General features: G+C 72.1%; 25 protein-coding genes, 1 tRNA gene and 1 pseudogene. 17 read left to right on the top strand and 10 right to left on the bottom strand.

The window, feature by feature from the left end; translation table 11 throughout:
• Positions 1 to 29 precede the first annotated feature (29 nt).
• Positions 30 to 1,238 carry an MFS transporter gene (locus AMY39116_RS42670; protein ID WP_039791404.1) on the top strand — a complete coding sequence of 403 codons (1,209 nt, stop codon included), beginning with the start codon at positions 30 to 32 and terminating at the stop codon, positions 1,236 to 1,238.
• A 39-nt stretch (positions 1,239 to 1,277) separates the two neighbouring features.
• Positions 1,278 to 2,498: a formaldehyde dehydrogenase, glutathione-independent gene (gene fdhA / locus AMY39116_RS0311195; RefSeq protein WP_020417753.1), complete on the top strand. Its 1,221-nt coding sequence runs from the start codon at positions 1,278 to 1,280 to the stop codon at positions 2,496 to 2,498.
• Positions 2,499 to 2,540: 42 nt separating this feature from the next.
• Here the strand turns inward: fdhA and AMY39116_RS0311200 are convergent, their stop codons facing one another.
• The gene (locus tag AMY39116_RS0311200) at positions 2,541 to 3,155 is read right to left on the bottom strand and encodes a TetR/AcrR family transcriptional regulator C-terminal domain-containing protein (protein WP_020417754.1); all 615 of its coding nucleotides are present in this window, start codon (positions 3,153 to 3,155) and stop codon (positions 2,541 to 2,543) included.
• A 65-nt stretch (positions 3,156 to 3,220) separates the two neighbouring features.
• Here AMY39116_RS0311200 and AMY39116_RS0311205 point away from each other — a divergent pair, with 65 nt between their 5' ends.
• Both AMY39116_RS0311205 and AMY39116_RS0311210 read left to right on the top strand, forming a co-directional pair.
• Positions 3,221 to 4,603 carry a DHA2 family efflux MFS transporter permease subunit gene (locus AMY39116_RS0311205; RefSeq protein ID WP_020417755.1) on the top strand — a complete coding sequence of 461 codons (1,383 nt, stop codon included), beginning with the start codon at positions 3,221 to 3,223 and terminating at the stop codon, positions 4,601 to 4,603.
• A complete protein-coding gene (locus tag AMY39116_RS0311210) occupies positions 4,600 to 5,409 on the top strand; it encodes an SDR family NAD(P)-dependent oxidoreductase (RefSeq protein WP_020417756.1) in 810 nt (269 codons plus the stop codon). The genes AMY39116_RS0311205 and AMY39116_RS0311210 overlap by 4 nt, the downstream gene beginning before the upstream one ends.
• Here the strand turns inward: AMY39116_RS0311210 and AMY39116_RS0311215 are convergent.
• Positions 5,369 to 6,046, bottom strand: coding sequence for a phenylalanine--tRNA ligase beta subunit-related protein (locus AMY39116_RS0311215; RefSeq protein WP_020417757.1), 678 nt, complete (start codon positions 6,044 to 6,046; stop codon positions 5,369 to 5,371). The two genes, AMY39116_RS0311210 and AMY39116_RS0311215, sit on opposite strands and share 41 nt — an antisense overlap.
• The gene (locus tag AMY39116_RS0311220; RefSeq protein WP_020417758.1) at positions 6,043 to 6,642 is read right to left on the bottom strand and encodes a LysE family translocator; all 600 of its coding nucleotides are present in this window, start codon (positions 6,640 to 6,642) and stop codon (positions 6,043 to 6,045) included. The genes AMY39116_RS0311215 and AMY39116_RS0311220 overlap by 4 nt, the downstream gene beginning before the upstream one ends.
• A gap of 28 nt (positions 6,643 to 6,670) precedes the next feature.
• Here AMY39116_RS0311220 and AMY39116_RS0311225 point away from each other — a divergent pair, with 28 nt between their 5' ends.
• From AMY39116_RS0311225 to AMY39116_RS0311235, 3 genes are read left to right on the top strand one after another with little or no spacing between them, the layout of a single operon-like run.
• Positions 6,671 to 8,131: a PLP-dependent aminotransferase family protein gene (locus AMY39116_RS0311225; protein WP_020417759.1), complete on the top strand. Its 1,461-nt coding sequence runs from the start codon at positions 6,671 to 6,673 to the stop codon at positions 8,129 to 8,131.
• Positions 8,128 to 8,250: a hypothetical protein gene (locus AMY39116_RS47805; protein ID WP_020417760.1), complete on the top strand. Its 123-nt coding sequence runs from the start codon at positions 8,128 to 8,130 to the stop codon at positions 8,248 to 8,250. The genes AMY39116_RS0311225 and AMY39116_RS47805 overlap by 4 nt, the downstream gene beginning before the upstream one ends.
• Positions 8,247 to 9,299: a C45 family peptidase gene (locus tag AMY39116_RS0311235; RefSeq protein ID WP_020417761.1), complete on the top strand. Its 1,053-nt coding sequence runs from the start codon at positions 8,247 to 8,249 to the stop codon at positions 9,297 to 9,299. Before AMY39116_RS47805 ends, AMY39116_RS0311235 begins: the two co-directional genes overlap by 4 nt.
• 111 nt (positions 9,300 to 9,410) lie before the next feature.
• On the opposite strand, the pseudogene AMY39116_RS47415 reads toward AMY39116_RS0311235, so the two are convergent.
• Both AMY39116_RS47415 and AMY39116_RS0311245 read right to left on the bottom strand, forming a co-directional pair.
• Positions 9,411 to 9,773, bottom strand: a pseudogene (locus tag AMY39116_RS47415) (substrate-binding domain-containing protein); the annotation flags it as partial.
• 221 nt (positions 9,774 to 9,994) lie between these two features.
• Entirely contained in the window at positions 9,995 to 10,537 is a 543-nt protein-coding gene (locus tag AMY39116_RS0311245; protein WP_020417763.1) for a hypothetical protein, read from the bottom strand.
• Between the two features lie 323 nt (positions 10,538 to 10,860).
• On the opposite strand from AMY39116_RS0311245, the gene AMY39116_RS0311250 reads away from it, so the two are divergent.
• Positions 10,861 to 11,766 (top strand): NADP-dependent oxidoreductase, encoded by a 906-nt coding sequence (locus AMY39116_RS0311250; protein ID WP_020417764.1) that lies wholly within the window; start codon positions 10,861 to 10,863, stop codon positions 11,764 to 11,766.
• A gap of 18 nt (positions 11,767 to 11,784) precedes the next feature.
• On the top strand, positions 11,785 to 11,964 hold the full coding sequence (locus tag AMY39116_RS46040; RefSeq protein WP_157358513.1) for a hypothetical protein: 180 nt from the start codon (positions 11,785 to 11,787) through the stop codon (positions 11,962 to 11,964).
• Here AMY39116_RS46040 and AMY39116_RS0311260 read toward each other — a convergent pair.
• Both AMY39116_RS0311260 and AMY39116_RS0311265 read right to left on the bottom strand, forming a co-directional pair.
• Entirely contained in the window at positions 11,961 to 12,362 is a 402-nt protein-coding gene (locus AMY39116_RS0311260; RefSeq protein WP_020417766.1) for a VOC family protein, read from the bottom strand. The genes AMY39116_RS46040 and AMY39116_RS0311260 overlap by 4 nt on opposite strands.
• Before the next feature lie 55 nt (positions 12,363 to 12,417).
• Positions 12,418 to 12,870, bottom strand: a complete 453-nt coding sequence (locus AMY39116_RS0311265) for an iron chaperone (RefSeq protein WP_020417767.1) — start codon at positions 12,868 to 12,870, stop codon at positions 12,418 to 12,420.
• Positions 12,871 to 12,976: 106 nt separating this feature from the next.
• Here AMY39116_RS0311265 and AMY39116_RS0311270 point away from each other — a divergent pair, with 106 nt between their 5' ends.
• Positions 12,977 to 13,579 carry a TetR/AcrR family transcriptional regulator gene (locus AMY39116_RS0311270; RefSeq protein WP_020417768.1) on the top strand — a complete coding sequence of 201 codons (603 nt, stop codon included), beginning with the start codon at positions 12,977 to 12,979 and terminating at the stop codon, positions 13,577 to 13,579.
• A 359-nt stretch (positions 13,580 to 13,938) separates the two neighbouring features.
• Here AMY39116_RS0311270 and AMY39116_RS0311275 read toward each other — a convergent pair.
• Positions 13,939 to 14,011, bottom strand: a tRNA-Arg gene (locus tag AMY39116_RS0311275).
• 189 nt (positions 14,012 to 14,200) lie between these two features.
• On the opposite strand from AMY39116_RS0311275, the gene AMY39116_RS0311280 reads away from it, so the two are divergent.
• Positions 14,201 to 15,112: a cation diffusion facilitator family transporter gene (locus AMY39116_RS0311280; RefSeq protein WP_020417769.1), complete on the top strand. Its 912-nt coding sequence runs from the start codon at positions 14,201 to 14,203 to the stop codon at positions 15,110 to 15,112.
• A gap of 385 nt (positions 15,113 to 15,497) precedes the next feature.
• On the opposite strand, the gene AMY39116_RS0311290 is transcribed toward AMY39116_RS0311280, so the two are convergent.
• Positions 15,498 to 16,202, bottom strand: a complete 705-nt coding sequence (locus AMY39116_RS0311290; protein ID WP_020417771.1) for a DUF305 domain-containing protein — start codon at positions 16,200 to 16,202, stop codon at positions 15,498 to 15,500.
• Positions 16,203 to 16,207: 5 nt separating this feature from the next.
• On the bottom strand, positions 16,208 to 17,002 hold the full coding sequence (locus tag AMY39116_RS42675; protein ID WP_020417772.1) for a DUF3105 domain-containing protein: 795 nt from the start codon (positions 17,000 to 17,002) through the stop codon (positions 16,208 to 16,210).
• Positions 17,003 to 17,104: 102 nt separating this feature from the next.
• On the opposite strand from AMY39116_RS42675, the gene argS reads away from it, so the two are divergent.
• The 6 genes from argS (at position 17,105) to rho (ending at position 25,791) form a co-directional block, all read left to right on the top strand.
• A complete protein-coding gene (gene argS, locus AMY39116_RS0311300; protein ID WP_027935823.1) occupies positions 17,105 to 18,760 on the top strand; it encodes an arginine--tRNA ligase in 1,656 nt (551 codons plus the stop codon).
• A 6-nt stretch (positions 18,761 to 18,766) separates the two neighbouring features.
• Complete coding sequence (lysA, locus tag AMY39116_RS0311305) at positions 18,767 to 20,203, top strand: diaminopimelate decarboxylase (RefSeq protein ID WP_020417774.1); 1,437 nt, start codon at positions 18,767 to 18,769, stop codon at positions 20,201 to 20,203.
• Positions 20,204 to 20,208: 5 nt separating this feature from the next.
• Positions 20,209 to 21,516, top strand: a complete 1,308-nt coding sequence (locus AMY39116_RS0311310) for a homoserine dehydrogenase (RefSeq protein WP_020417775.1) — start codon at positions 20,209 to 20,211, stop codon at positions 21,514 to 21,516.
• A complete protein-coding gene (gene thrC / locus AMY39116_RS0311315) occupies positions 21,513 to 22,577 on the top strand; it encodes a threonine synthase (protein ID WP_020417776.1) in 1,065 nt (354 codons plus the stop codon). The genes AMY39116_RS0311310 and thrC overlap by 4 nt, the downstream gene beginning before the upstream one ends.
• Positions 22,574 to 23,455 carry a homoserine kinase gene (thrB, locus tag AMY39116_RS0311320; RefSeq protein ID WP_020417777.1) on the top strand — a complete coding sequence of 294 codons (882 nt, stop codon included), beginning with the start codon at positions 22,574 to 22,576 and terminating at the stop codon, positions 23,453 to 23,455. Before thrC ends, thrB begins: the two co-directional genes overlap by 4 nt.
• A gap of 392 nt (positions 23,456 to 23,847) precedes the next feature.
• Complete coding sequence (gene rho, locus AMY39116_RS0311325) at positions 23,848 to 25,791, top strand: transcription termination factor Rho (RefSeq protein WP_020417778.1); 1,944 nt, start codon at positions 23,848 to 23,850, stop codon at positions 25,789 to 25,791.
• The last annotated feature ends 6 nt before the right edge of the window (positions 25,792 to 25,797 follow it).

Genomic DNA, 25,797 nt, shown 5'->3' on the forward strand with positions numbered 1-25,797 from the left:
GACGGGTACGGGCCGCACCGGGGCGTGTCATGACTGCCGCGCGGGTGCTCGCCACGGCGCAGCTGGTCAACTCGCTCGGCGACGGCGCCTACTACGTCACCTCCGCCCTGTACTTCACCCTCGTCATCGGTCTGCCGCCGGCCCAGGTGGGGCTCGGGCTGACGCTCGGCTGGGCGGCAGGCGCGATCGCCGGGGTGTGGGCCGGTCACCTCGCCGACCGGTACGGGCCGCGGCGGGTCGCGGTGCTGCTCGCGCTCGGCACGGCCGTCGCGCTCGGCGGGTTCGTCTTCGCCACCTCGTTCCCCGCCTTCCTCGCACTCGCGGGCGCCTACGCCTGTGGCCAGAGCGGGCTCGCCGCCGCACGGCAGGCGCTGCTCGCCGGTCTGGTCGAGCCCGCCGGCCGAACCCGGGTGCGCGCCCACCTGCAGGCGGCCACGAACGCGGGGCTCGCGATCGGCGCCGCGGCCGGGGGCGTCGCGCTGCAGGCCGGCACCGCGCTCGCCTACCAGGTGGTGTTCGCTGCCGACGCCGCCGGGTTCGTGGGCGCGGCGGTGATCCTGTCGCGCGTGCCGGAAGTCGCCGTGGTCCGCGACAGCCCGCGACGGGCGGTGCTGCGCGACCGGCCGTACGCGGTGCTGGCCCTCCTGCACACGATCATGATGCTGAACATGCCGCTGCTCAGCCTGGTCATTCCACTGTGGATGGTCGAGCGGACGGACGCGCCTGCCTGGCTGGTGTCGGTCCTGCTGCTGGTCAACACGGTGAGCGTGGTGCTGTTCCAGGTCCGGGTCGCGCGCCGGGTGTCGGGGCTGCGCACCGCCGCCCGTGCCGCGCGCGGCGCCGGGATCCTGATGCTGCTCGCCTGCGCGGTGTACGCGTCGTCGGCGGGCGTCTGGGTGGTGCTGCTCGTCGCGGCCGTCATCCAGGTGGCGGGGGAGATGCTGCTCGCCGCGGGCGCCTGGGAGATCAGCTTCACGCTCGCGCCCGACGGGAAACAGGGCCAGTACCAGGGGTTCTTCGCCTCCGGCGTGGCGATCGCCCGGATGGCGGGGCCGGTGCTGCTGACGACGTTGGTCCTCGGCGGTGGTGTGGTGGGGTGGCTGGTCCTCGGCGCGCTGTTCCTGCTGACCGGTCTCGGGTTCGCGCCCGTGACGCGGTGGGCCGCTCGCGAGCGCTTCCCGGAATGGTCTTCCGGCCCTAGGCCCGGCGCCGCGCACGTTCCTAGCATCGGGTCCTGACCGTTCAACGGCGAACGAGGAATCGAGGCGGCAGAACTCATGGCGGGCAACAAAGCGGTCACCTATCTGGGACCCGGCAAGGTCGAGGTCGACACCATCGACTACCCGACCTTCTCGATGAAGGACGGCCCCGGCGTGCACCAGGCCAACGTGGGGCGGGAAACCCAGCACGGTGTCATTCTCAAGAACGTCGCGACCAACATCTGCGGCAGCGACCAGCACATGGTGCGTGGCCGCACGACCGCGCCGGAAGGGCTGGTGCTGGGCCACGAGATCACCGGCGAGGTGGTCGAGACGGGCCGGGACGTCGAGTTCATCAAGGAGGGCGACCTGGTCTCGGTGCCGTTCAACATCGCCTGCGGACGGTGCCGCAACTGCAAGGAGGGCAAGACCGGGATCTGCCTCAACGTCAACCCGGACCGGCCCGGGTCGGCCTACGGTTACGTCGACATGGGCGGCTGGGTCGGCGGGCAGGCCGAGTACGTGATGGTGCCGTACGCGGACTGGAACCTGCTGAAGTTCCCGGACCGCGACCAGGCCATGGAGAAGATCCTCGACCTGGCCATGCTGTCGGACATCTTCCCGACCGGTTTCCACGGCTGCGTCAGCGCGGGCGTCGGCGTCGGGTCGACCGTGTACATCGCGGGCGCCGGACCGGTCGGGCTGGCCGCGGCGGCGTCGGCGCAGCTGCTCGGCGCTGCGGTGGTGATCGTCGGCGACCTCAACGCCGACCGGCTGGAGCAGGCCCGTAGCTTCGGCTGCGAGACGGTGGACGTGTCGAAGGGCGACCCGAAGGACCAGATCGCCGAGATCCTCGGCGTGCCCGAGGTCGACTGCGGTGTCGACGCGGTCGGGTTCGAGGCGCGCGGACACGGCAAGGAAGCGTCCGACGAGCACCCGGCGACCGTGCTGAACTCGCTGATGGACATCACCGCGGCGGGCGGCGCACTGGGCATCCCGGGCCTGTACGTGACCGGCGACCCGGGCGCGGCCGACGAAGCCGCGCGGCACGGCTCCCTGTCCATCCGGATCGGCCTGGGCTGGGCGAAGTCGCACGCGTTCACCACCGGACAGTGCCCGGTGATGCGCTACCACCGGCGCCTGATGATGGCGATCCTGCACGACCGGGTCCAGATCGCGAAGGCCGTCAACGCGACGCCGATCCCCCTGTCCGAGGCCCCGCGGGGCTACCAGGAATTCGACCACGGCGCGGCGCGCAAGTACGTGCTCGACCCGCACGGGTTGCTGGCCAACGCCTGAGGGGGTGCCGTGCCGGGGGCGCACTGCTCCCGGCACGGCCGGTCAGCCGTAGGCGCGCAGGAAGGTGTCGACAGCCGCGGCGGCGACGGCGTTCCGTTCGGCCGTCGGGAGCGCCCGCGTGCCCAGCCGGGTCCGCGACTCCAGGGGCGCGGTGAGCAGCGCCCCGAACTGCTCCGCCGCCCGCGCCGGGTCCGTGATCTTCAGCCGGCCCTCCAGGGCGAGGCGGGCCAGGCGGTCGGCGAGCGCGTCGGTCACGACGTTGGTTCCGGCGCGCGTCTGGACGGTGTCCAGTAGTTCCGGGAAGCGTGCCAGTTCGGCCTGCAGGAGCCGCCGGAACGCCCACGACCGGTCGTCGGTGTAGCAGTCGATCAGCCGGCGGCCCACCTGCTCCAGCGCGGCCCGCAGGTCCTCGCCCGCGTCGCGGAGCCGGTCCACCGCCGCCAGGTTGTCCGCGATCGCCTTGGCCGCCTCCGCCGTCATCGACTCGCGGAACAGGTTCGCCTTCTCGCTGAAGTGGTTGTAGACCGTCGGCTTCGCCACGCCGGCTTCGGCCGCGACCTCGGCGACGCACGCCTGCGCGTAGCCCTGCCGCGCGAACACCGTGAACGCCGCGTCCAGGATCGCCTGCCGTTTGTCGATGCGTCCACGCGTGGCCATACCCGCATGCTACTCGAATTGAACCCGTGGGTTCACTGTTCTGATGAGTAAGCTAACTTGAACCCATGAGTTCAATCAGCGCGGACGAACGCCTCGACCCGGCGCTCGTCCGGATGATCACCGCGGTCCTGCTCGGCGGGATCCTGGGCATCCTCAACAGCACGATGGTCGCCACCGGCACGGACGTCCTCGCCGCCGACTTCGGCGCCTCGCTGAGCACGATCGGCTGGGCCACCACCGGTTTCCTGCTCGCCGTCACCGTCGCCATCCCGTTCACGACGTGGGCCGTGGACCGCTTCGGCGGTCGCCGGATGTGGCTGTCCGGGCTGGCCGTGTTCCTGGCCGGCTCGCTGGCCGCCGGGTGCGCGTGGGACGTCGGCAGCCTCATCACCGCGCGGGTCGTGCAGGGTCTCGGCGCCGGCATCCTCGACCCGCTGGTCCTGACGCTGCTCGCGCGCGCCGCCGGACCCGCTCGCGCCGGGCGCGTGATGGGCCTGATGGGCGTGGTGCTCTCGCTCGGGCCGGTGCTCGGCCCGGTCGCCGGAGGCGCGGTGCTGGACGTGCTCCCGTGGCGGTGGATGTTCCTGCTCAACGTGCCGCTCGGGCTGGTCGCCGTGCTGCTCGCGCTGCGCTCCGTCCCGCGCGACGACGGTCCGGCGGCGGTCCCGGCGCCGCTCGACGTGCGTGGGCTCGCGCTGCTCGGGCCGGGGTTCGCTGCCCTCGTCCTGGCGCTGTCGCAAGCCGCGGAGCACACCGCGTTCGCCACCGCGTCCGTGCTCGTCCCGCTCGTCGCCGGTGTCGTCCTGCTGCTCGCGTACGGCGGGCACGCCAGGCGCGCCGCGGCGCCGCTCATCGATCTGCGCCTATTCGCGCGGGGCGGGTTCACCGCGAGCGTCGCCGTGATGGCGCTCGTCGGGCTCGGCACGTTCGCGAACCTGTTCGTCCTCCCGCTCTACTACCAGCAGGTGCACGGCCACGGCGTGCTCGCCGCCGGGCTGCTCGTCGCGCCGGTCGGCCTCGGCGGGGCACTGTCGATGCCGCTGGCCGGGCGGCTGTCCGACCGGATCGGGGCGCGGGTGCTGGTGCGCGCGGGCGCGGTCGTGGCCCTGCTCGCCGGGCTGGCGTTCACGTGGATGGGCCCGGACGCGGGTCAGGCGTGGCCCGCGGTGGCCGCGTTCGTCATGGGTCTGGGGCTCGGCTTCGTCGGCGCGCCCACGATGGGCTCGCTGTACCGGACGCTGCCCGCGGAGCTGGTGCCGCAGGGCAGTTCGGCGCTGTACATGCTCAACCAGCTCGGCGCGTCGATCGGCGTGGTCGTCGTGACGCTGATCCTGGAAACCGCGGGTGACGCGATGGCCGGTTTCCACGGCGTGTACTGGTTCGCGGTCGGCGCGCTCGTCGTCGTGCTGGCGGCGAGCCCGCTGCTGCCCGGGAGGGCGGAGCGGTGAAGACGGTGGTCATCACCGGCGGCACCGACGGGATCGGCGCGGGAGTGGCGCGCGAGCTGCTGGCGCGCGGCGACCGGGTGGTCGTCGTGGCCCGGAACCCGGCGAAGGCGCCGCCGGGCGCGGAATTCGTGCACGCCGACCTGAGCCTGGTGGCGGCGGCGCACGCGGCAGCCGACGAAATCACCGCGAAGCACCCGCGGATCGACGCGCTCGTGCTGTGCGCCCGGTACTTCCGCTCCCGCAAGCACGTGACCCCCGAGGGCTTCGAGGACAACTTCGCGCTGTTCTACCTGAGCCGGTTCGTGCTGGCGGAGCGGCTGGCCGGTGCACTGTCCGAAGCGGACACCCCCGTGATCGCCAACGTGGCCGGGCCGGGCGCCCCGTTGGACGTCGTGAACCGGGACGACCTCCAGTTCGCCCGGCACTACGATCCGGTCGGCGCGATGGTCCAGGGCGGCAAGCTCAACGACCTCCACGGTGTCTCGTTCGCCGAGCGGCACCCGCGGATCCGCTACGTGCTGGTGCACCCGGGCGTCACGGCGACCAGCTTCGCGGGTGAGTACGACGCCGCGAGCGCCCGGCAGCTGGACCGGATGAAGCGGTTCGGCAAACCGGTGGGTGAAGCGGTGGCCCCGATCGTGCGGGCGCTCGACTCGCCGCCCGCCGAACCGTTGAGCGCGTTCGTCGAGGGCAGGCGCATCGCCGTGGACGGGCCTGCCTTCGACGTCCAGGTGGCGAGGTGGTTGCACGCCGAAACGCTGCGGCTCAGCGGAGTTTCACCCGAAACTCCGGCGCGTCCCGGCTGAGCACCGTCGCCTCCGAGCCCGGCAGTTCGGCGCTCAGTGCGTCGAGCAGCCGGGGCACGTCCGCGGCCGCCGTGGTGTGCAGGGCTTCCGCGACGATCAGCACCGACCGCGTCGCCGGGGTGACGGCCGATCGCGCGCTCTGCCGGTGCGTCCATCGGCGGGCGTGCGCCCGGCCGTGCTCGTCCGCGAACACGATTTCCCCCGGGGCCGCGTGCTCGGTGTCGCCGGAGAACGCCGCGTACTCCTCGGTTCCCGTCGCGTACCGGACTTCCAGCAGACCGTCGAGCGCGTCCGCGTCGAACACGGCGACCGGGATCGCGAACGCGAGCGAAACCGCGTTGCCCAGGTCGATCATCGGGTGGATCGACGGCAGCGACCCGTCCTTGCGGAACCGGCGCAGCAACGATTCCGCCGCGCACCGGTACTGCGTCGGTTTCAGGCCCATCCGCGCGAACGCCTGCCGCCACGCCTGGATCTCCGGCAGCGCGGACTCCGGGCCGCCCGCGAGCCGCTCCGCCGCGATCCGCCAGTAGCGCGACGGATCACTGGACGGCCGCGCGTCCTCCGCGTACAGCACACCCGGGACCAGCTGCGGGAAGTCCGACCAGATCGCGTCGGAATGCCGGAAGCGGATCATTCGGCGGCCAGCCGGACGGCGAGGGCGGCGAACGTGCCCGCGAAGACCCGGCGCATCCACGCCCGCACCCGCGGCCGGGACAGCACGCGGTCGCGCATCGCCGCGGCGGCCACTCCGTAGGCGACGAACACGACCAGCGTCAGCGCCATGAACACCGCGCTCAGCTCGGCCATCGTCAGCAGCGAGCGCGGATCACCGGGGTGCACGAACTGCGGCAGGAACGCGAAGAAGAAGATCGTGAGCTTCGGGTTGAGCACGTTGACCAGCACCGCGGACACGATCACCCGGGCGGCCGACCGCGGCGCGGGCGCCTCCGGCGGCCGGTCCGGCTCCCGCAACGCCGACCACGCCAGGTAGAGCAGGTAGGCCACCCCGGCGTACTTGATCACCTGGAACGCCACTGGGCTGGCGTGCAGCAGCGCGGCGAGGCCGGTGATCGCGGCGATCGCGTGCGGAACGGTGCCCAGCGTGCAGCCGACCGCGGCGATGACGCTCGCCCGCGTGCCGTGCGCCAGGCCGGCGCTCATGGTCAGCAGCGCACCGGTGCCGGGCGTGGCCACGACGACCAGCGCGGTGAGCAGGAATTCGACGGACATGGGACCACCATGGCGGGATACTGGTCCGGTGGACAGGTCCAAACCCGAGCCCGTCGAGCGGTCCATAACGGGATCGGACTTCCTCCAGCTCGACATCGGCGAGGCCCCGCCGGGCGGGCGGTCGGCGTGGCTGGCGGCGCGCCTGCGGGACGCGATCGCCGACGGGCGCCTGCCGGTGGGCAGCAGGCTGCCGCCGACGCGGACGCTGGCCGCCGAGCTGGGCGTGTCACGCGGGGTGGTGACCGAGGCGTACCAGCGGCTCGTCGAGGACGGGCACGTCGCCGGGCGCGGCCGGGGCGGAACCGTCGTGGTGGCGGTGCCCGTCACCGCGTCTCCCGTACCGGTTCCCGCGCCGAGTGCGGACGTCGTGTTCGAGCCGCGGCCGGACGTCTTCGACCGGTTGCGCGCCGCGCCGGCCCGCATCGACCTCACCCCCGGCGTGCCGGACCTGGCCGCGTTCCCGCGGGTGGCGTGGCTGCGCGCGGAACGGGCGGTGCTCGGCGGGCTGTCGGCGGCCGACTTCGGGTACGGCGACCCGCGGGGCGCGCCGGCGTTCCGGCTGGCGGTGGCGAACTGGCTGGCCCGCAACCGCGGCATCCGCGCCGATCCCGCCGACGTCGTCGTGGTCGCCGGGGTCGCGCAGGCGCTCGGCCTGCTCGCGACGGTGTTCCGCGCGCACGGCATCGGCGAGGTCGCGGTGGAGGACCCCGGTTCGCTCGGGGCGCGGCAGCACCTCCGCAACAGTGGCCTGGCCACCCCGCCGGTGCCGGTCGACGACGAGGGCGTCCGGGTGTCCGAACTGCGGTCGCCCGCGGTGTTGTTGACGCCCGCGCACCAATTCCCGGCGGGCGTGGTGCTCGGCGGCGAGCGGCGACGCGAGCTCATGCGCTGGGGCGGCCTGATCGTCGAGGACGACTACGACGCCGAGCACCGGTACGACCGCCCGCCGGTGCCCGCGCTGCGCGCGATGCTGCCGGAGCGGGTCTGCTACGCGGGCAGCATCTCGAAGCTGCTCGCCCCGGCGCTGCGGATCGGCTGGCTGCTGGTGCCGCCGCGGTACCAGCGGGACCTCGTGGACGCGAAGCGGTACGCCGACCTCGGCAACGCGGTGCTGCCGCAACTGGTGCTGGCGCACCTCATGACGTCCGGCGACCTGGAGCGGCACCTGCGCTTCGTGCGCCGAAGCCACCGGCGCCGCCGGGACGCGATGATCGACGCGGTCCGACGGCACCTGCCCGGCGTGCGCGTGCACGGCGCGGCGGCCGGCCTGCACCTGATGATCACGTTCGACCGCGAGCTGTCCGATGTGGACCTGGCGACCGCGGCGCTGTCCCGCGGCGTCAAGGTACAGCCGCTGTCCTGGCACCGCCAGCTCCCCGGCGCACCCGGCCTGGTGCTCGGCTACGGCGCCAGGCCGCCGGGCGAAATCGAGGAGGGCGTGCGGATCATCGCGGAGCTGGTGGCCCGGCCTCGGGGAACACGACGTTGACGGTCGTCATCACCAACGCGAAGCTGGGCGACGTGACACTGAAGCAGTTAGCGACGACCGGGCTGGGCGCGCCGGCCTCCGAGCCGGCGTGGGACGCGGTACTGGCGAGCACCCGATGAAGGTCGTGGTGGCCGACGACCCGCGGACCCTGGGCGCGGAGTGCGCCGGCGACATCCGGGCGGCCTTCGACGGTTACGCCCGGCTGTTCGCCGCGCACGGCATCGGGTTCGAGCAGGTGCGGGCGTTGGGCGCGGCGGCGCTGGCGGAAACGAGCGAATGGGCGCCGTCGCTGGGGGAGGAGCTGCTCGGGGTGGCCGAGGGCAGCGGGCTCGCCGGGTGGCAGCTCGGCGCACTGAACGGGCGCACCGAAATCCTCGCCGCGGCGGCCGTGACCGGCGAGGGGGAGTGCTCCACGTCGGTGGTGCTCGCGGACGGCTCGCCGCGCACGGTGCAGACCTGGGACTGGCACGACATCCTGCGCGACGGCATGACCGTCGTGTCCTGGCCGGGGGTGTGCACGTTCACCGAGGCCGGGGTGGCCGGCAAGATCGGCGTGAACTCCGGCGGGCTCGGCGTGCACTTCAACGTGCTGCGGCACGCCTCGGACCACGCGGACATCGGGGTGCCGGTGCACGTGGTGGCGCGGCGGATTCTGGACGAGGCGTCGACCGTCGAGGAGGCCACGGAACTGGCCTGCTCGGCGCGGTTGTCGGCGTCGTCGGTGATCACCGTCGTGACCGCCGACCGGGCGCGGTGCCTGGAACTGAGCCCGGCCGGGGTCGGCGTGGTCGACCCGGTGGACGGAGTTCTGTGGCACGCCAACCACTTCCTCGACGCGGCGCTCGCTCCCGGAGAGCGGACGACGGTCGACGTGTCGACGACGCTCGCCCGCGGCTCGTGGCTGCGGTCGCACGCCGCGGAACTCGGCGCGGCGGACCTGACCGCGCGGGCGCGTTCGCTGTGCGCGCACACCGAGGACGGCGCGGCGGTCTGTGCGCACCCGGACATGTCGCTGCCCGCGCACGAGCGGTGGGAGAGCCTGGCGACGATCTCGCTGGACGTGGTGGCGGGGCGGATGCACGTGCACACCGGCGGGCCGTGCTCGGTGACGCCGGAGAGCTGGGCGGAGTTCGCGGTCAGGCCCGCCGTGTCGACGCCCGTTCGATGAGGCCGATCGCCTGGGGTGCGCACGGTCCCGGGCGGCGCCTCGCCGGACAGGGATGTCGAACAGCAGCCGCGCGCAGGAGTCGCCGGCGTCGCGGGGCCGCAGGTCGATCGCGGTGATCGGCGGGTGCGCCAGCGCGGTGCTGTCCACACAGGACGCGAGCAGCAGGTCCCTGCCGATCGTCCGGCCGGCGGCGCGGATCACCGGCAGCACGGCGGCCGCAGCGCCGTCGGGCGCGCACGCCCGCGCATCGACGTCCGCGTCGGCGTTGAGCAGCGCGCGCACGTTGTCCTGCATGACTGTGCTGGGCGATCCGAACGCCATCTCCCACAGCCGCGGCCGGCGCCGGTGCCGCTCGGACCAGCCGAGGTAGGTGCGCTGCAGGGGGCGGCCCCAGTCGGTGACCGTGCTTGAGGCGAGCAGCGCGATGTGCTGCGCACCGGCCGTGGCAAGGTGGTCGAGGAGCTGTTCGAGCATCGCCGCGTGGTCGGACAGCACGACGCCCGCCGGTTCGCCGTTCGAGCGCGCGGCCGGGTTCGGGGTTCAGCCGAGCCGCCGCGCCACGGCGACCACGTGCTGCTTCGTCCGCTCCGACACCCGGCCGGAATCACGCAGCGCGTCCGACGCGGTGCATTCGCCACGGCGATCAGCGGGACGGGCTCATCCTTGCTCACCCGACGACGATATCCGTGCGCTGATCAGGGCTGCGGCGGGTAGGGGCCGGTGTTCAGGTCGATCTCGCTCTGCTCGCGGTCGGACAGCGACGCCTCCCGGTCGTCCCGCGACGCGGACCGGTCTTCCCGCGCGGACCTGCGGTCCCGCGCGGCCTGCTGCCGGGAAGTTCTCGCCGTGCCGTGGTCGTTCGCCGTCCGGTTGAGGTATTCCCGGAGGGCGTAGCGGTCCTCGGCCGCGGCGGCACGGTCGTCGGCCGCCGCCAGCCGGTCCGACTCGGCGTCCGCCATGAACGCGGCCACCGCATCCGGATCGTCCGCCGCCAGTTCCTTCTCCCGGCGGGTCGCATCGGCTTCGCGCTGCAGGGCCACGCGCTCCCGGGCCTCGGCGTCGCGGAGGGCCTTCGAAATCGTGTGCCGTTCGTGCCGGTCCTGGGTCTCGCCCACTTCCGCCAGCCCGTCCCGCTCGACGGCCGCCCTGTCCCGGCGGTCGGCCGCCCGGTCGCGGGCGTCGGCCAGGTCGTCGCGCTCGTTGGCCGCGCGGTTCCGGTCCTCGGCTCCCTCCGCCATCTCCCCATGTTCACACGTCAGCGCGCCGGGCGTTGCCACTCCTCGCAAGACTCGTGACTCTTTTTTCAGCCGTTTCGCTTCGTCGCGGTGACGGGCGGCTGTCGCTCGCTCACCGGCTGCCTGGTCGCAGGTCGCGTTGGCGTGCAGCCGCGCGGCGGTGGCCGTGATGGTGATCTCGGTGCTGGTGCAGCACGCCCGGGCGGCGCCGGTCAGGACGGGGTCGTCCGGCCGTTCAGTGGCCATGTACGGGTGTGCCCGCGCACGAACCGGCGAAACTCGCCTGCGGTGGAATATCCCGTCGCGGGCCCGCCGTTGCGCCGGACATGAAGGCAATCGCACTGCAGGAGTACGGTTCGGCGGACGACCTCCGGCTGGCCGAGCTCCCGGATCCCAAGGTCGGTCCGGGGGAGGTGCTGGTCAGGGTGAAGGCGGCCGGTGTCAACCCGGTCGACTGGAAGCTCGCCGCGGGCGGGCTGGACGGCCTGATGGAGGTCCGGTTCCCCCTCGTGCCCGGCTGGGACGTGGCCGGGGTCGTCGAGAAGGTGGGATTCGACTCCGGGGAGTTCGCCGTCGGCGACGAGGTTTTCGGCTACGTCCGGAAGGACTGGGTGCAGCAGGGCGCCTACGCCGAGCTGGTGACCGCGAACGTGCGGATGCTCGCGAAGAAGCCGCGTTCGCTGGACTTCGCGCAGGCGGCCGGCGTGCCGCTGGCGGGGCAGACGGCGTACCGCTCGCTGAAGCGCGTCGGGCTGCGGGCCGGTGAGACGGTGCTGATCCACGCCGCGGCCGGTGGCGTCGGGTCGTTCGGCACGCAGATCGCGGTCGCGCTCGGCGCGCGGGTGATCGGCACGGCGAGCGAGCGCAACCACGACTACCTGCGTGAGCTGGGCGCGGAGCCGGTCACCTACGGCGAGGGCCTGGCGGACCGGCTGCGTGAACTGGGCCCGATCGACGCCGCGGTGGACTTCGTGGGCGGCGACGCGGTGGAGGTGTCACGGGAGTTCGTGAGCCGGGACCGGATCGCGTCGATCGCCAACCCGGAGGTCGGCGCGCACGGCTACGTGTGGGTCCGCCCGGACGGCGCCGAACTGGCCGAGCTGGCGAGCCTGGCGGACGAGGGCAAGCTGACGGTGCACGTCGAGCGGACGTTCCCGCTCGCCGAGGCCGCCGACGCGTGGCGCCTGAGCCGGCAGGGCCGCACGCGCGGGAAGATCGTGCTGACGGTCTAGCCGTAGGGATCATCGACGTTGTCGATCGAGGCGAAGACCTCCGTGTCGGGTGCTGCCACCTGCGCCGACTTCTTCCGCCGCGCCGCCGCCCACGGCATTCCCGCCATCCTCGAACGACCGCACGGCAGCACTGCCCACACCGCCTTCAACGGCCAACCCATCACCCGCGTCAGCAACCTCGCGGGGCAAAACGGCTAGCCGACGAAGATGCAGAACGGGTGCCCGGCCGGATCGGCGTAGACGTACAACGGTTCGTCCGGGTCGTCGCTGCGGTCGCGGAGCAGCCGGGCGCCGAGGTGAAGGGCCCGCTCGTGCTGGGCTTCCAGTTCGGCCTTGGTGGGCACGGTGAGGTCGAGGTGCAGCTGCTGCGGCACGGGGCCGTCCGGCCACGTCGCCGCCGGCAGGGTGTCGACCTGCTGGAAGGCCAGCTGGGGGCGGCCGTCCGGCGTGCGGAGCACGAGCCAGTCGGCGTCGCCGTCCTCGTCGCCCGGCCGGTACACGAGCCCGAGCAGCTCGCGGTAGAACTCCGCGAGCCGCCGGGCGTCGGTGCAGTCGAGGACGACCTGGCAGAACGTCGGCAGGGTCATGCCGATCATCCTGCCGCAGCCCGTCCGCCGCGGCAGGACAACGTGATCCGGCCCGGCTCGCCGGTCAGCTCACCGCGCGCTCGACCAGCGCCGCGATCTTCTCCTCCACCTCGGAAGTGACACCGGCCAGGGCGAAACCGGTCGGCCACATCGGACCGTCGTCGAGTGACGCCTGGTCGCTGAACCCGAGCGTGGCGTAACGCGCCTTGAACTTCTCCGCGCTCTGGAAGAAGCACACGACCTTGCCGTCCAGAGCGTAGGCGGGCATGCCGTACCACAGCTTCGGTTCGAGGACCGGCGCGGCGGCCCGGACCACGGCGTGGACGCGCTCGGCCATCGCTCTGTCCGACGGCGTCATCGCGGCGATCTTCGCGAGCACGTCCTGCTCGGCCTGCGCCGCCTTGTCCGCCCGGGAGCCGCGACGGGCCGCGGCCTTCAGCTCCTTCGCGTGGTCCCGCATCGCGGCCCGTTCTTCGGCGGTGAAGCCCTCGTGCTTCGTGCCCGCACTGCTGCCCATGGTGACCTCCTTCAGGTTATCGGCACGCACCGTGCCGTTACGCCTCATGATGCAGCGAGCCTGTCTGGCTGTCAACGGCACGCAGCGTGCCGATAGGATGCGGGACATGACCGACCAGCCTCGGCGCCGCGGCGCCGCCCGGACGGACGAACTGCTGCAGGTGACGCTCGACCTGGCCACGGAAGTCGGGTACGCGGGCCTCAACATCGAGGCGGTCGCGCGCCGGGCCGGCGTCGGGAAGCACACGATCTACCGGCGCTGGCCGTCGATGGCCTCGCTGCTGCTGGACGCGCTCAGTCGCGTGTGGACGACCGACCTGGACTACCACGACACCGGCGACGTCCGGGCCGACCTGCGTGAGCAGTTCCTGCGGTCCGCGCCCGCGCTCTCCCAGCCGCCGATCGGCCCGGTCTACCGCGCGGTGATCGCCGAAGCCCAGTCCGATGCCGCGTTGCGGGAGACCCTGCACGAGCGGTTCCTGGCGACCGTCGAGCAGAGCACCTTCGACCGGATCGCCCGAGCCCAGCGTGCCGGCGAACTGGTCGCCGACGCGGATCTGCGCTTCCCGGCAGAGGTTCTCTGCGGCACCCTCTACTACCGCTGGTTGCTGTCCACGAAGCCGATCGACGAGGAGGCCGTGAACAGCCTGGTCGACATGTTCATGGCCGCCTACGGCGCGGGTTCACGCGTCTCCGGCGGACCCGCGTGATCTCGTCGTACGCCCGATGGGACTTGTCGGCACGGTGCCGAGCGCTCGGCGACGAGCGCATCCGTATCGACGCTCTTGCTTGAACGCTTCGGCTACGGCCCCGACGGGCGCCTGGTCGTCGACGAGCGCGGACCGCTCGCGCGGCGGCCCTGCGACTTCCGCCACGCCGCGGTGAGCACCTGGCTGGGGTGGGGTTCCGCGGCCACGGCGGCGCAGTGGGCGGGGCAGTCGGTCTCTGTCCTGCGTGCACACGCATTGCGCACAGATCCCCGATCTTGATCGGGGTCCGCCGGTGAACATGAATCGGCCCCTACCGCGTTCTCGCTGGTAGGGGCCGGTTTTGTGTGTTGGAACCTGGGTGCCCTCGGCAGGATTCGAACCTGCGACACCTGCCTCCGGAGGGCAGTGCTCTATCCCCTGAGCTACGAGGGCCCATCGCTGGGCGACGTGACACAGCCTAGCGCACCCGTGTTTCCGCCCCGTGAGCGGCTACCCCTTCGGAGGGGGCGGCGCGGTCGCCGCTCGGTTAGGCTGCGCGAAGAAGGCAAGCCTTACCTGCCATTGCATACATGCGCATATCACTATATATTCCGGGTGCGGGACAGAGGAGGACACCAGCGCATGGGACACGGCCACGGACACCAGTCGCCCGGTAGCGCGTCCGCCCGCTATCTGCCACGGCTCGCCGCGGCGCTCGGGATCGGCCTCGCCTTCCTGTTGCTCGAAGTCGTCGTCGGGGTGGTCACCGGGTCGCTCGCGTTGATCTCCGACGCCGGGCACATGCTCACGGACGTCCTCGGGCTGGCGATGGCCCTCACGGCGATCGTCCTGGCGCGGCGGTCCGGGCCGACCTACCGGCGCACCTTCGGGCTCTACCGGGCCGAAGTGCTCGCCGCGCTGGCCAACGCCGTCCTGCTCTTCGGGGTGGCAGGCTACGTGATCTTCGAGGCCGTCGAGCGGCTCGCGAACCCGCCGGAGGTGCCCGGCCTGCCCGTGCTGCTCGTGGCGGTCGCCGGGCTCGCCGCGAACCTCGTCGCCTTCGCCCTGCTCCGCGACGGCTCCAAGGAGAGCCTCAACCTGCGCGGCGCGTACCTGGAGGTCCTCGCCGACCTGATCGGGTCGGTCGGCGTCCTCGTCAGCGGCGTGATCACCCTGACCACCGGCTGGCGCTACGCGGACGCCCTGATCGGTGTCGCGATCGGACTGTTCGTGCTGCCTCGCACGTTCACCCTCGCCCGGCGGGCGCTGCGCATCCTGTTCCAGCACGCACCCGCCGAGGTGGACGTCGAACGCATCAGCGCGGACCTCGCCGAGCTCGCCGGCGTGTGCGACGTGCACGACCTGCACGTGTGGACGCTCACCTCGGGCATGGAGGTCGCCTCCGCGCACCTCACCCTGGAACGCACCGCGCAACCGGCCGAGGTGCTCGCCGCCGCGCAGACGCTCCTCAAGGAGCAGTACTCGATCGAGCACGCCACGCTGCAGTGCGAACCACGCGAATCGGCGGCGCGCTGCCAGGAACTCAGCTGGTGACCACGGCTGGGCTTGCTCCGCTCTGCACCCTCAATCCGCCGTAGCAGCCGCCGGGTCTCCGTCTATCCACCAAGCCGGAGGCCACCCGGCCAGGGGAGGGGCCGCAGCCCCGAAAGCCGCGACTTTCCACTCCTCGCCGATCCTGTGCATCAGCAGATCCATCGAAACCGGCAGCACGGATGGGGTGTGCACCAAGTACCCGTCCGAGTGCGTGCCGAGTGGTGCCATGCGGACGAGTTCATCTTCGACGGCGAGAAATCGCAGTTTCTTCATGCCGGTTCGATTCGCTGACAAGCCACGCTTCGGCATACAGCCGGCCATAGCGGACTGGTGAGAACGGACAGGACGGTGAGGAGCAGGCCCACCAGGCCCCCGAAACAGGGCGTCAGGGGAAGGGCAGCGGCTGCGCGCCCCGCGCGGTGAGCATGTTCCGCATCACCGTCATCTCCGCCCCCTGCGAGGTCAGGATGCTCTGCGTCAGCGCCTTCACCGCGGACACCGACGTGTGATCGTGCGCGTACTGCGCCATCTCGGTGCCGCCCTGGTGGTGCCTCAGCATCAGCTGCAGGAAGTACACGTCCAGCTCGGTGCCGGACAGCGAGCGCAGCTTCGCCAGCTCGTCGTTGGTCGCCATGCCCGGCATCGGCGCGCCCGCGGCCGCGGCTGACGACGACGGCGCCATCGCCATGTGGTCGTGCCCCGCGTCGGCCGTCATCCACGTCATGTACTCGCCCGTGGCCTGCTCGGGCTGGCCCCACAGCATGAGCCAGCCCTTCATCCGGCCGACCTGCTCGCGCTGCGTGGACTCGATGTCGAACGCCAGCTGCTTCAGCTGCGGATCGCTCGTGTGGTCGCGTTCCCAGCTGGCCATGGTCACGGCCTGCAGGTGGTGCACCGACATGTCCTGCGCGAACCCGACCTCGACCGAACCCTCCGCGGGCGTGGCCGAGGTCCCCGGGCCCTTCGCCAGAGACGTCAGGAACATCCCGAGCACCGCGCCGACCAGCAGCACCACGACCACCGTCGCGCCGATGACGACCGGCCGGGGCCCCGGCCGGTCCGCCACCGGGGCGTCTTCTTCGTCCGCCATCAGGATCAGGACGTCGGCATCGTGCTGGTGTCCTGCTGCGTGCCCGCGGAACCCTGGTAGTCCATCGGCTTCGCGTCCGGGCCCGGCGGCGTCGGGTCGAACGGCGGCGGGTTGTCCGGGTCGAAGGCGCCCGCGCCGAGGGCGTCGCACGAGGCACCGACCTCCGGGTAGGTGTTCTGGTTCGTCCGCAGCGCGGTGATGAACTGGTCGATCCGCTCGTCGGTGGCCGAGTCGAGCTTCAGCTGGTGGCCCCACGACTGCAGCGAGATCGGCTTGTCCAGCCCGGGGTAGGGCGACATCATCGTGTACGGCTTGCCCTCGACCTTGGACTTGAGCGTGTTCAGCGCGTCACCGGTCACCTGGTCGGGGTTGTAGGCGATCCACACGGCCCCGTGCTCGAGCGAGTGCACCATGTTCTCCGTGCGCACCGCGACCGGGTAGACGACGCCGTTGCACGCCGCCCAGTAGCCGTCGTGCGGGCCGCCGTAGGGCGGCGAGTGGTCGTAGGCCACCCGCTCGGTCGGCAGGATGTGCACGCTGGCCTGGTACTGGCCGGTGACGATGCCGGGGATGCTCAGCGACGGGTCCGGGTTGTCCGCGGTGGGCGCCCAGCTCGCCAGCGCGCGCTTGGGCGCCGACTGGACCAGGTAGTAGGTGACCACCACGGCGGCGAGCGCGACCACCGCGACCACCGAGATGATCGTGCCCCAGGGCACACCCTTCTTGGACACCACCGAGCCGCGGGCCGCCTTCACGCTGCCCTTCTTCGGTGCGCCCTTCTTCTTAGTGCCGCTGGCCATGGCTCCCGCGTCTCCCGTCAAGTGGATATACCCGGGTAGAGTTTAGGGACCCCGTGTTCGGTCCCTGTCAACGGCCGAGGTCGCGGCCCTTACACTCGGCTGGTGACTCCCGAGGCCCTAGCTGACCTGGTCCGTACGTCCGCCGCGCAGGTGCTCACCGCCCGTGGCGCCGACCCCGCCGTGCTGCCCGCCACGGTGACCGTCGAGCGCCCGCGCAACCCGGAACACGGAGACTACGCCACCAACATCGCGCTGCAGGTGGCGAAGAAGGCCGGCCTGGCCCCGCGCGACTTCGCCCAGGAGCTGGCCGACGCGCTCGCCGCCACCGACGGCATCGACTCGGCCGAGATCGCCGGCCCCGGGTTCGTGAACCTCCGGCTGGCCGCCGACGCCCAGGGCGAGCAGATCCGCCAGGTCCTCACCCTCGGCGACGCCTACGGCCGCGGCACCGCGCTGGCCGGCCGCAAGATCAACCTCGAGTTCGTGTCGGCGAACCCGACCGGCCCGATCCACCTCGGCGGCACCCGCTGGGCCGCGGTGGGCGACGCGCTGGGCCGCGTCCTGCAGGCGCAGGGCGCCGACGTCACGCGCGAGTACTACTTCAACGACGCCGGCGCGCAGATCGACCGGTTCGTCCGGTCCCTGATCGCCGCCGCGAAGGGCGACCCCACGCCGGAGGACGGCTACGCGGGCGCCTACATCAGCGACATCGCCGCCGAGGTCCTGCGCCAGGAGCCCAGCGCGCTGTCGCTGCCCGAGGACGAGCGCAACGAGACGTTCCGCCGCATCGGCGTCGACCTGATGTTCGGCGAGATCAAGAAGAGCCTGCACGAGTTCGGCACCGACTTCGACGTCTACTTCCACGAGGACTCCCTGCATCAGTCCGGCGCCGTGGAGAAGGCCGTCGAGAGCCTCAAGGAGAACGGCAGCCTCTACCACGCCGACGGCGCCTGGTGGCTGCGCTCCACCGAGTTCGGCGACGACAAGGACCGCGTGGTCATCAAGAGCGACGGCGCGCCCGCCTACATCGCCGGTGACATCGCCTACCTGCACGACAAGATCGGCCGCGGCTTCGACCTGTGCATCTACATGCTCGGCGCCGACCACCACGGCTACATCGCCCGGCTCAAGGCCGCCGCGTCCGCGATGGGCCACGACCCGTCCGTGGTCGAGGTGCTCATCGGCCAGCTGGTCAACCTGGTCAAGGACGGCAAGCCCGTCCGCATGGCCAAGCGGGCGGGCAACGTCATCACGATGGAGGACCTCGTCGAGGCGGTCGGGGTGGACGCGGCGCGCTACGAGCTGAACCGGTACTCGGTGGACTCCAGCATCGACATCGACCTCGACCTGCTGCGCAAGCACAGCGACGAGAACCCGGTCTACTACGTGCAGTACGCGCACGCCCGGCTCGCCTCGCTGCAGCGCAACGCCGCCGACCTCGGACTGAAGTTCGACAACGACGCCGACTTCGGGCTGCTCACCCTCGACCGCGAGGGTGACCTCATCCGCACGATCGGGGAGTTCCCGACGATCGTGCAGCGCGCCGCCGAACTGCGTGAACCGCACCGCGTGGCGCGTTACCTGGAAAGCCTCGCCGGCGCGTTCCACAAGTTCTACGCCGTCGCGCAGGTCCTGCCCAAGGGCGACGAGGAAGCCACTCCGCTCACCTTCGCCCGCCTCGCCCTGTGCGAGGCGGCGCGCCAGGTGTTCGCGAACGGCCTCGCCCTGCTCGGTGTCTCAGCTCCGGAACGGATGTAATCCCCCATGGCTCACCCCGCCGGCCCGCGGCACGCGGAGGTCTACCCGCACGCCGACACCTCCGGTTTCCCCCCGTCCAGTTCCGAAGAGCTCGACCGGCTCTACCCGAAGGTCTGGCCCCGCAACTCCTACCGCGCCCCGGACGGCGTGGTGCGGATCGCGGGCGTCGACGTGCGGCAGCTGGCCGAGACCTACGGCACGCCGTTGTTCGTCGTCGACGAGGCCGACTTCAAGTCGCGCTGCGCCGAGTACGCCGAGGCGTTCGACGACCCGTCGCTGGTGCACTACGCGGCCAAGGCGTTCCTGTGCACCGAGGTGGCCCGCTGGGTCGCCGCGCAGGGCCTGAGCCTGGACGTCGCCAGCGGCGGCGAGCTCGCGGTCGCGCTGCGCGCCGGGTTCCCGCCGGAGCGGATCACCTTCCACGGCAACAACAAGTCGGTCGCCGAGCTGGAGACCGCGGTCGGCGCCGGGGTCGGCACGGTCGTGCTGGACTCCTACTACGAGATCGCGCGGCTGGCCGACGTGGCGGCGCGGCTCGACGTCGAGCAGAAGGTGCTGATCCGCGTCACGGTCGGCGTCGAGGCGCACACGCACGAGTTCATCGCGACCGCCCACGAGGACCAGAAGTTCGGTTTCTCCCTGGCCGCGGGCGACGCCGCGGAGGCGGTCCGCCGGGTGCTCAACGCGCCGTCGCTGCGCCTGGTCGGCCTGCACAGCCACATCGGGTCGCAGATCTTCGACGCCGACGGCTTCGAGGTCGCCGCGCGCCGGGTCATCGGGCTGATGGCCGAGCTGGTCAAGGAGCACGGCGAACAGCTGCTGGAGCAGCTGTCGCTGGTGGACCTCGGCGGCGGCTTCGGCATCGCCTACACCGACAAGGACAACCCGCCGCCGCCTGCCCAGATGATCACGCAGATCCGCGAGATCGTGCGCAAGGAGTGCGAGTTCGCCGGGCTGCCGGTGCCGCGCATCGCGGGCGAGCCCGGCCGCGCCATCGCCGGCCCGGGCACCGTCACGCTGTACGAGGTGGGCACCATCAAGGACGTGTCGCTGGGGGACAACGAGTCCCGGCGCTACGTCAGCGTGGACGGCGGGATGAGCGACAACATCCGCACGCCGCTCTACGACGCGGTGTACGACGTCCGCCTGGTGTCGCGCGCGAGCGACGACGGGACGAGCGAGCAGGTCGGCGCGGCGCTGAGCCGCGTGGTGGGCAAGCACTGCGAGTCCGGCGACATCGTCGTGCGGGACTGCTGGCTGCCGGACACCCTCGCCCCCGGCGACCTGCTCGCCGTCGCGGCGACCGGCGCGTACTGCTACTCCATGGCCAGCAACTACAACCGGCAGCCGCGCCCCGCGGTCGTCGCGGTCCGCAACGGCAGCGCCCGGCTGCTCCTGCGCCGCGAGACGATCGACGACATGCTGCAGCTGGAGGTGTCGTGACTGCAATGTCCACTGTAGACGGCAAGACGGTGCGCGTCGCGCTGCTGGGCTGCGGCACGGTCGGCGCCGAGGTCGCGCGGCTGCTCACCGAGCAGGCCGACGAGCTCGCCGCCCGCGCCGGAGCCCCGGTCGAGCTGGCCGGCATCGCGGTGCGCCGTCCGGACAAGCACCCTGAGCTGCCGCAGCACCTGCTGACCAACGACGCCGCCGCGCTCGTGGAGTCCGATGTGGACGTCGTGGTCGAGCTGATCGGCGGCGTCGACCCGGTGCGCGAGTGGCTGCTCACCGCGCTGCGCAAGGGGAAGTCGGTCGTCACGGCGAACAAGGCGCTGCTGGCCGAGTACTCCGCGGAGCTGTTCGAGGCGGCCGACTCCAGCGGAGCCGACCTCTACTTCGAGGCGGCGGTGGCCGGTGCGATCCCGCTGCTGCGCCCGCTGCGCGAGTCGCTGGCCGGCGACCGCATCACCAAGGTGATGGGCATCGTCAACGGCACCACCAACTTCATCCTGTCCGCGATGGACTCCACGGGCGCCGGCTACGCCGAGACCCTGGACGAGGCCAGCCGCCTCGGCTACGCGGAGGCGGACCCGACGGCGGACGTGGACGGCTACGACGCCGCGTCCAAGGCGGCCATCCTCGCCTCGCTGGCGTTCCACACCCGCGTCACCGCGTCCGACGTGCACCGCGAGGGCATCTCGAACGTGTCAGCTTCGGACATCGCGGCGGCGAAGGCGCTGGGCCGCACGGTGAAGCTGCTCTCGATCTGCGAGCGCGTCGAGGGCGAGGACGGCACGGAGTCGGTCTCCGCTCGCGTGCACCCGGTGATGCTCCCGCGCACCCACCCGCTGGCGAACGTCGGCGGCGCGTTCAACGCCGTTTTCGTCGAGGCGGACGCGGCGGGCAGCCTGATGTTCTACGGCCAGGGCGCCGGTGGCGCGCCGACCGCCAGCGCGGTGCTCGGCGACCTGGTCGCGGTGGCCCGCAACCGGGTGGTCGGCGGCCGCGGCCCGCGCGAGTCGGCGCACGCCCAGCTGCCGGTGCGGCCGATGGGCCAGACCCCGACCCGCTACCACGTCAGCCTCGACGTGGCCGACAAGCCGGGTGTGCTCGCCCAGGTCGCGCAGGTGTTCGCGGCGCACGAGGTGAGCATCGCCGCGGTCCGGCAGCGTGACCGGCACGACACGGCCAGCCTGGTCATCGTGACGCACCTCGCACCGGACGCGGCGCTCGAGGCCACCGTCGAGGCCATCGGGAAAATGGACGTCGTCAACGAGGTCGTGAGCGTGATGCGGGTGGAAGGCGAGGATTCATGACTGCGAAGGCCGGCTGGCCCGGGATCATCGAGGCGTACGCCGACCGGGTACCGGTTCCGGCCGGGGCGGAGGTCATCACCCTCGGCGAGGGCAACACGCCGCTGATGCTCGCCCCGCACCTGTCCGAGCTGACCGGCTCGACCGTCTACCTCAAGGTGGAGGGCGCCAACCCGACCGGGTCGTTCAAGGACCGCGGCATGACCGTGGCGATCACCCACGCGAAGGCCAGCGGCCTGCAGGCGGTCATCTGCGCCTCGACCGGCAACACGTCGGCCTCGGCCGCGGCCTACGCCGCGCGCGCCGGACTGACCTGCGCTGTGCTCATCCCGCAGGGCAAGATCGCGATGGGCAAGCTCGCGCAGGCGATCCTGCACGGCGCGCGCATCCTGCAGATCGACGGCAACTTCGACGACTGCCTCGAACTCGCCCGCAAGACCGCGATCGACCACCCGGTCACGCTGGTCAACTCGGTCAACCCGGTGCGCCTGATCGGCCAGAAGACCGCGGCGTGGGAGATCTGCGACGTCCTCGGCCAGGCGCCGGACATCCACTGCCTGCCGGTCGGCAACGCGGGCAACATCACCGCCTACTGGGCCGGGTACTCCGAGTACGCCGCGGACGGTGTGGTGAAGAACACCCCGCGCATGTTCGGGTTCCAGGCGGCCGGCGCGGCCCCGCTGGTCAAGGGTGAGCCGGTCGCCGAGCCGGAGACGATCGCGACCGCGATCCGCGTCGGCAGCCCGGCCTCCTGGGAGGGCGCAGTGAAGGCGAAGAACGCCTCCGGCGGCCTGTTCGAGGCGGTCACCGACGAGAAGATTCTCGCCGCGTACCGCCTGCTGGCCAGCAAGGAGGGCGTGTTCGTGGAGCCGGCGTCGGCGACCAGCGTCGCGGGCCTGCTCGCCACCGCCGCCGACGGGCGCCTGCCCAAGGGCTCGACGGTCGTGTGCACCGTCACCGGACACGGCCTCAAGGACCCGGGCACCGCGCTGGAGGGCAACGTCGAGGTCGAGCCGCTGGCGGTGGACCCGCGGGCCGTGGCCGCCGCGCTGGAGCTGACGTGACCGCTCTGAAGGTGACCGTCCCGGCGTCGAGCGCGAACCTCGGCCCGGGCTTCGACGCGCTCGGGCTGGCGCTCGCGCTGCACGACGTCGTCGAGGTGCAGGTCACCGACGCCGGTCTCAAGGTCGAGGTGTTCGACGCCGGGGCCGGCGGGGTCGAGGACGTGCCCACCGACGAGACGCACCTGGTGGTGCGGGCGCTGCGGCGCGCGTGCGAGCACCTCGGTGTCACGCCGCCGGGGCTGCATCTGCGGTGCTTCAACAAGATCCCGCACGCGCGCGGGCTCGGTTCGTCGGCCGCGGCGGTGGTCTCCGGGATCGCCGCCGGCTACGCCCTCGCGGAGCGGCCGCTGGACGGCGACGCGGTCCAGCTGGCCGCCGAGTTCGAGGGGCACGCGGACAACGCCGCCGCCAGCCTGCTGGGTGGATTCGTCCTGGCGTGGTGTGAGAAGGGCCGCTTTCACGCGGAACGGCTGACGCCGCACCCGTCGATCCGCCCGGTGGTGGCGGTGCCCTCGGTGAAGTCGTCCACCGAGGCGACGCGCGGGCTGCTGCCGGAGAAGGTGTCGCACTCCGACGCCGCGTTCTCGGCGGGCCGCGCGGCGCTCGCCGTGCACGCGCTGACCAGCGATCCGTCGCTGCTGTTGCCCGCGACCGAAGACCGCCTGCACCAGGACTACCGCGCCCCCGCCTACCCGGCGACCGGGCGCCTGGTGCACGACCTGCGTGCCGCCGGGGTCGCGGCGACGGTGTCCGGCGCGGGTCCGACCGTGCTGGCACTCACGGTCGACGGAATAATTCCGGCGCCGGTGGACGTTGCAGGATTCGAAGTCATCGAGCTGCCGGTCGACCAGACCGGGGTTCAGGTCACGAGCCGGTAGATTCCGTGCGGAGATTCGCGGCACGCCGGGGGGTGGTTGTTGCACCTCGTGCCCGGTCGGTCTACCCTCGGGGGCGTTCGATCACCGCGCGCAATCCGCACCCGGTGTCGGTCCCGGGGGTTTCGTCCCGGATCGCATTCTCTCGTTGAGTCGATAATTCCGCATAGCTGGTGCAGGGATTGACCTAGGCGGGTTTCCGGTAGCCACGGTGACACGAATTCGGCGCGTTCCACCTGGAGCACGCGAGAACCCCGTGTGGCGGCTCCGCCGCTGTGACCTGCGTGTCCCGGCCGGGGAAGCCACACCGGGCAGGAGCAGACCGCCTCGCGATCGGACGCGGGCGGTAGTCCGCTGATCCACCTGGAGGCGTGGATCGGTCAGGAAGGACATGTGTGAGCAACACCGATCTTTTGAGCGGCGACGTGGCGACCGCCGCGACGAACGCTGAGCCAGGGGAGAGCAACGGCACGGCCGCGCCGAAGCGCCGCAGCGGTGGCCTGTCCGGCATGGTGATCGCCGACCTGCGGGAACTCGCCACCCAGCTGGGCATCGGCGACACCAAGGGGATGCGCAAGGGCGATCTGATCGCCGCGATCCGCGAGCGCCAGGGCAAGGCCCCGCGCAAGCGCGCCGCCGACGAGACCCTGCCCCTCGACGGCATCGCCGCGAAGGTGGAGGCTCCGGCGCCCGCCAAGACCGCCGAGAAGGCGCCCCGGCAGGCCGCGGCCCCGGCCGACAACCCCGCCCCGGTGGTGGAGAAGGCCGAGAAGCCGGCCCAGGCCGAGAAGCCCGTGAACGGGGCCGACGCTCCCCAGCAGGGTGAGGACGCTCCCCGTCGCGAGGGCGGCGCCCGCCGTCGCCGCGGCGCGAACCGCGCCGCCGGCAGCCCGGACAACCGCGGTGGCGGTGACCAGCGCGGTGGGGACCAGCGCGACCAGCGCGGCGGCGACCAGCGCGAGCAGCGCGGTGGCGACCAGGCCCAGCAGGGCGGTGGCGACCAGCGCAAGCAGAACAACCGCGACTCCGGCTCCGGTGGCGGCCAGTCCAAGCAGAACGCGGGCGGCGGCCAGAACTCCGGTGGCGGCCAGAACAACGCGGACGACGACGAAGGCGGCCGTCGCGGCCGCCGGTTCCGGGACCGCCGCCGCCGCGGCAACCGCGGCGAGGGCGGCACGGACACCGAGATCCGCGAGGACGACGTCCTGCTGCCGGTCGCCGGCATCCTCGACGTCCTGGACAACTACGCGTTCGTGCGCACCTCGGGCTACCTGCCCGGGCCGAACGACGTGTACGTGTCGCTGTCGCTGGTCCGCAAGCACGGCCTGCGCCGCGGTGACGCGATCACCGGTGTCGTCAAGCAGCCGCGCGAGGGCGAGCAGCAGCGCCAGAAGTTCAACCCGCTGGTGCGCGTCGACAGCGTCAACGGCCTGGACCCGGACGAGGCCAAGCGCCGCCCCGAGTTCACCAAGCTGACGCCGCTCTACCCGAACGAGCGGTTGCGCCTGGAGACCGAGCCGCACAAGCTGACCACCCGCGTGATCGACCTGGTCATGCCGGTCGGCAAGGGGCAGCGCGCCCTGATCGTGTCGCCGCCGAAGGCGGGCAAGACCACGATCATGCAGGACATCGCGAACGCGATCACCACGAACAACCCCGAGTGCCACCTGATGGTCGTCCTCGTCGACGAGCGTCCGGAAGAGGTCACCGACATGCAGCGGTCGGTGAAGGGCGAGGTCATCGCCTCGACCTTCGACCGCCCGCCGTCAGACCACACCTCGGTCGCCGAGCTGTCCATCGAGCGGGCCAAGCGGCTCGTGGAGATGGGCATGGACGTGGTGGTCCTGCTCGACTCGATCACCCGCCTCGGCCGCGCCTACAACCTGGCGGCCCCGGCGTCCGGCCGGATCCTCTCCGGTGGTGTCGACTCGACCGCGCTGTTCCCGCCGAAGCGCTTCCTCGGCGCGGCGCGCAACATCGAGAACGGCGGCTCGCTGACGATCTTCGCCACGGCGATGGTCGAGACCGGGTCGACCGGTGACACGGTGATCTTCGAGGAGTTCAAGGGCACCGGCAACGCCGAGCTCAAGCTCGACCGCAAGATCGCCGAGCGGCGCGTCTTCCCGGCGGTGGACGTCAACCCGTCCGGCACCCGCAAGGAGGAGCTGCTGCTCTCGCCGGACGAGCTGGCGGTCACGCACAAGCTGCACCGGGTCCTGCACGCGCTGGACTCGCAGCAGGCCATCGACCTGCTGCTGTCCCGCCTGCGCAAGACGAAGACCAACATCGAGTTCCTGATGCAGGTCAGCAAGACGGCGCTCGCCTCGGACGACGACTGACGTTCG

Origin of the sequence: Amycolatopsis sp. ATCC 39116, from assembly GCF_000231075.2 — a bacterium.
GTDB classification, from domain to species: domain Bacteria; phylum Actinomycetota; class Actinomycetes; order Mycobacteriales; family Pseudonocardiaceae; genus Amycolatopsis_E; species Amycolatopsis_E tucumanensis.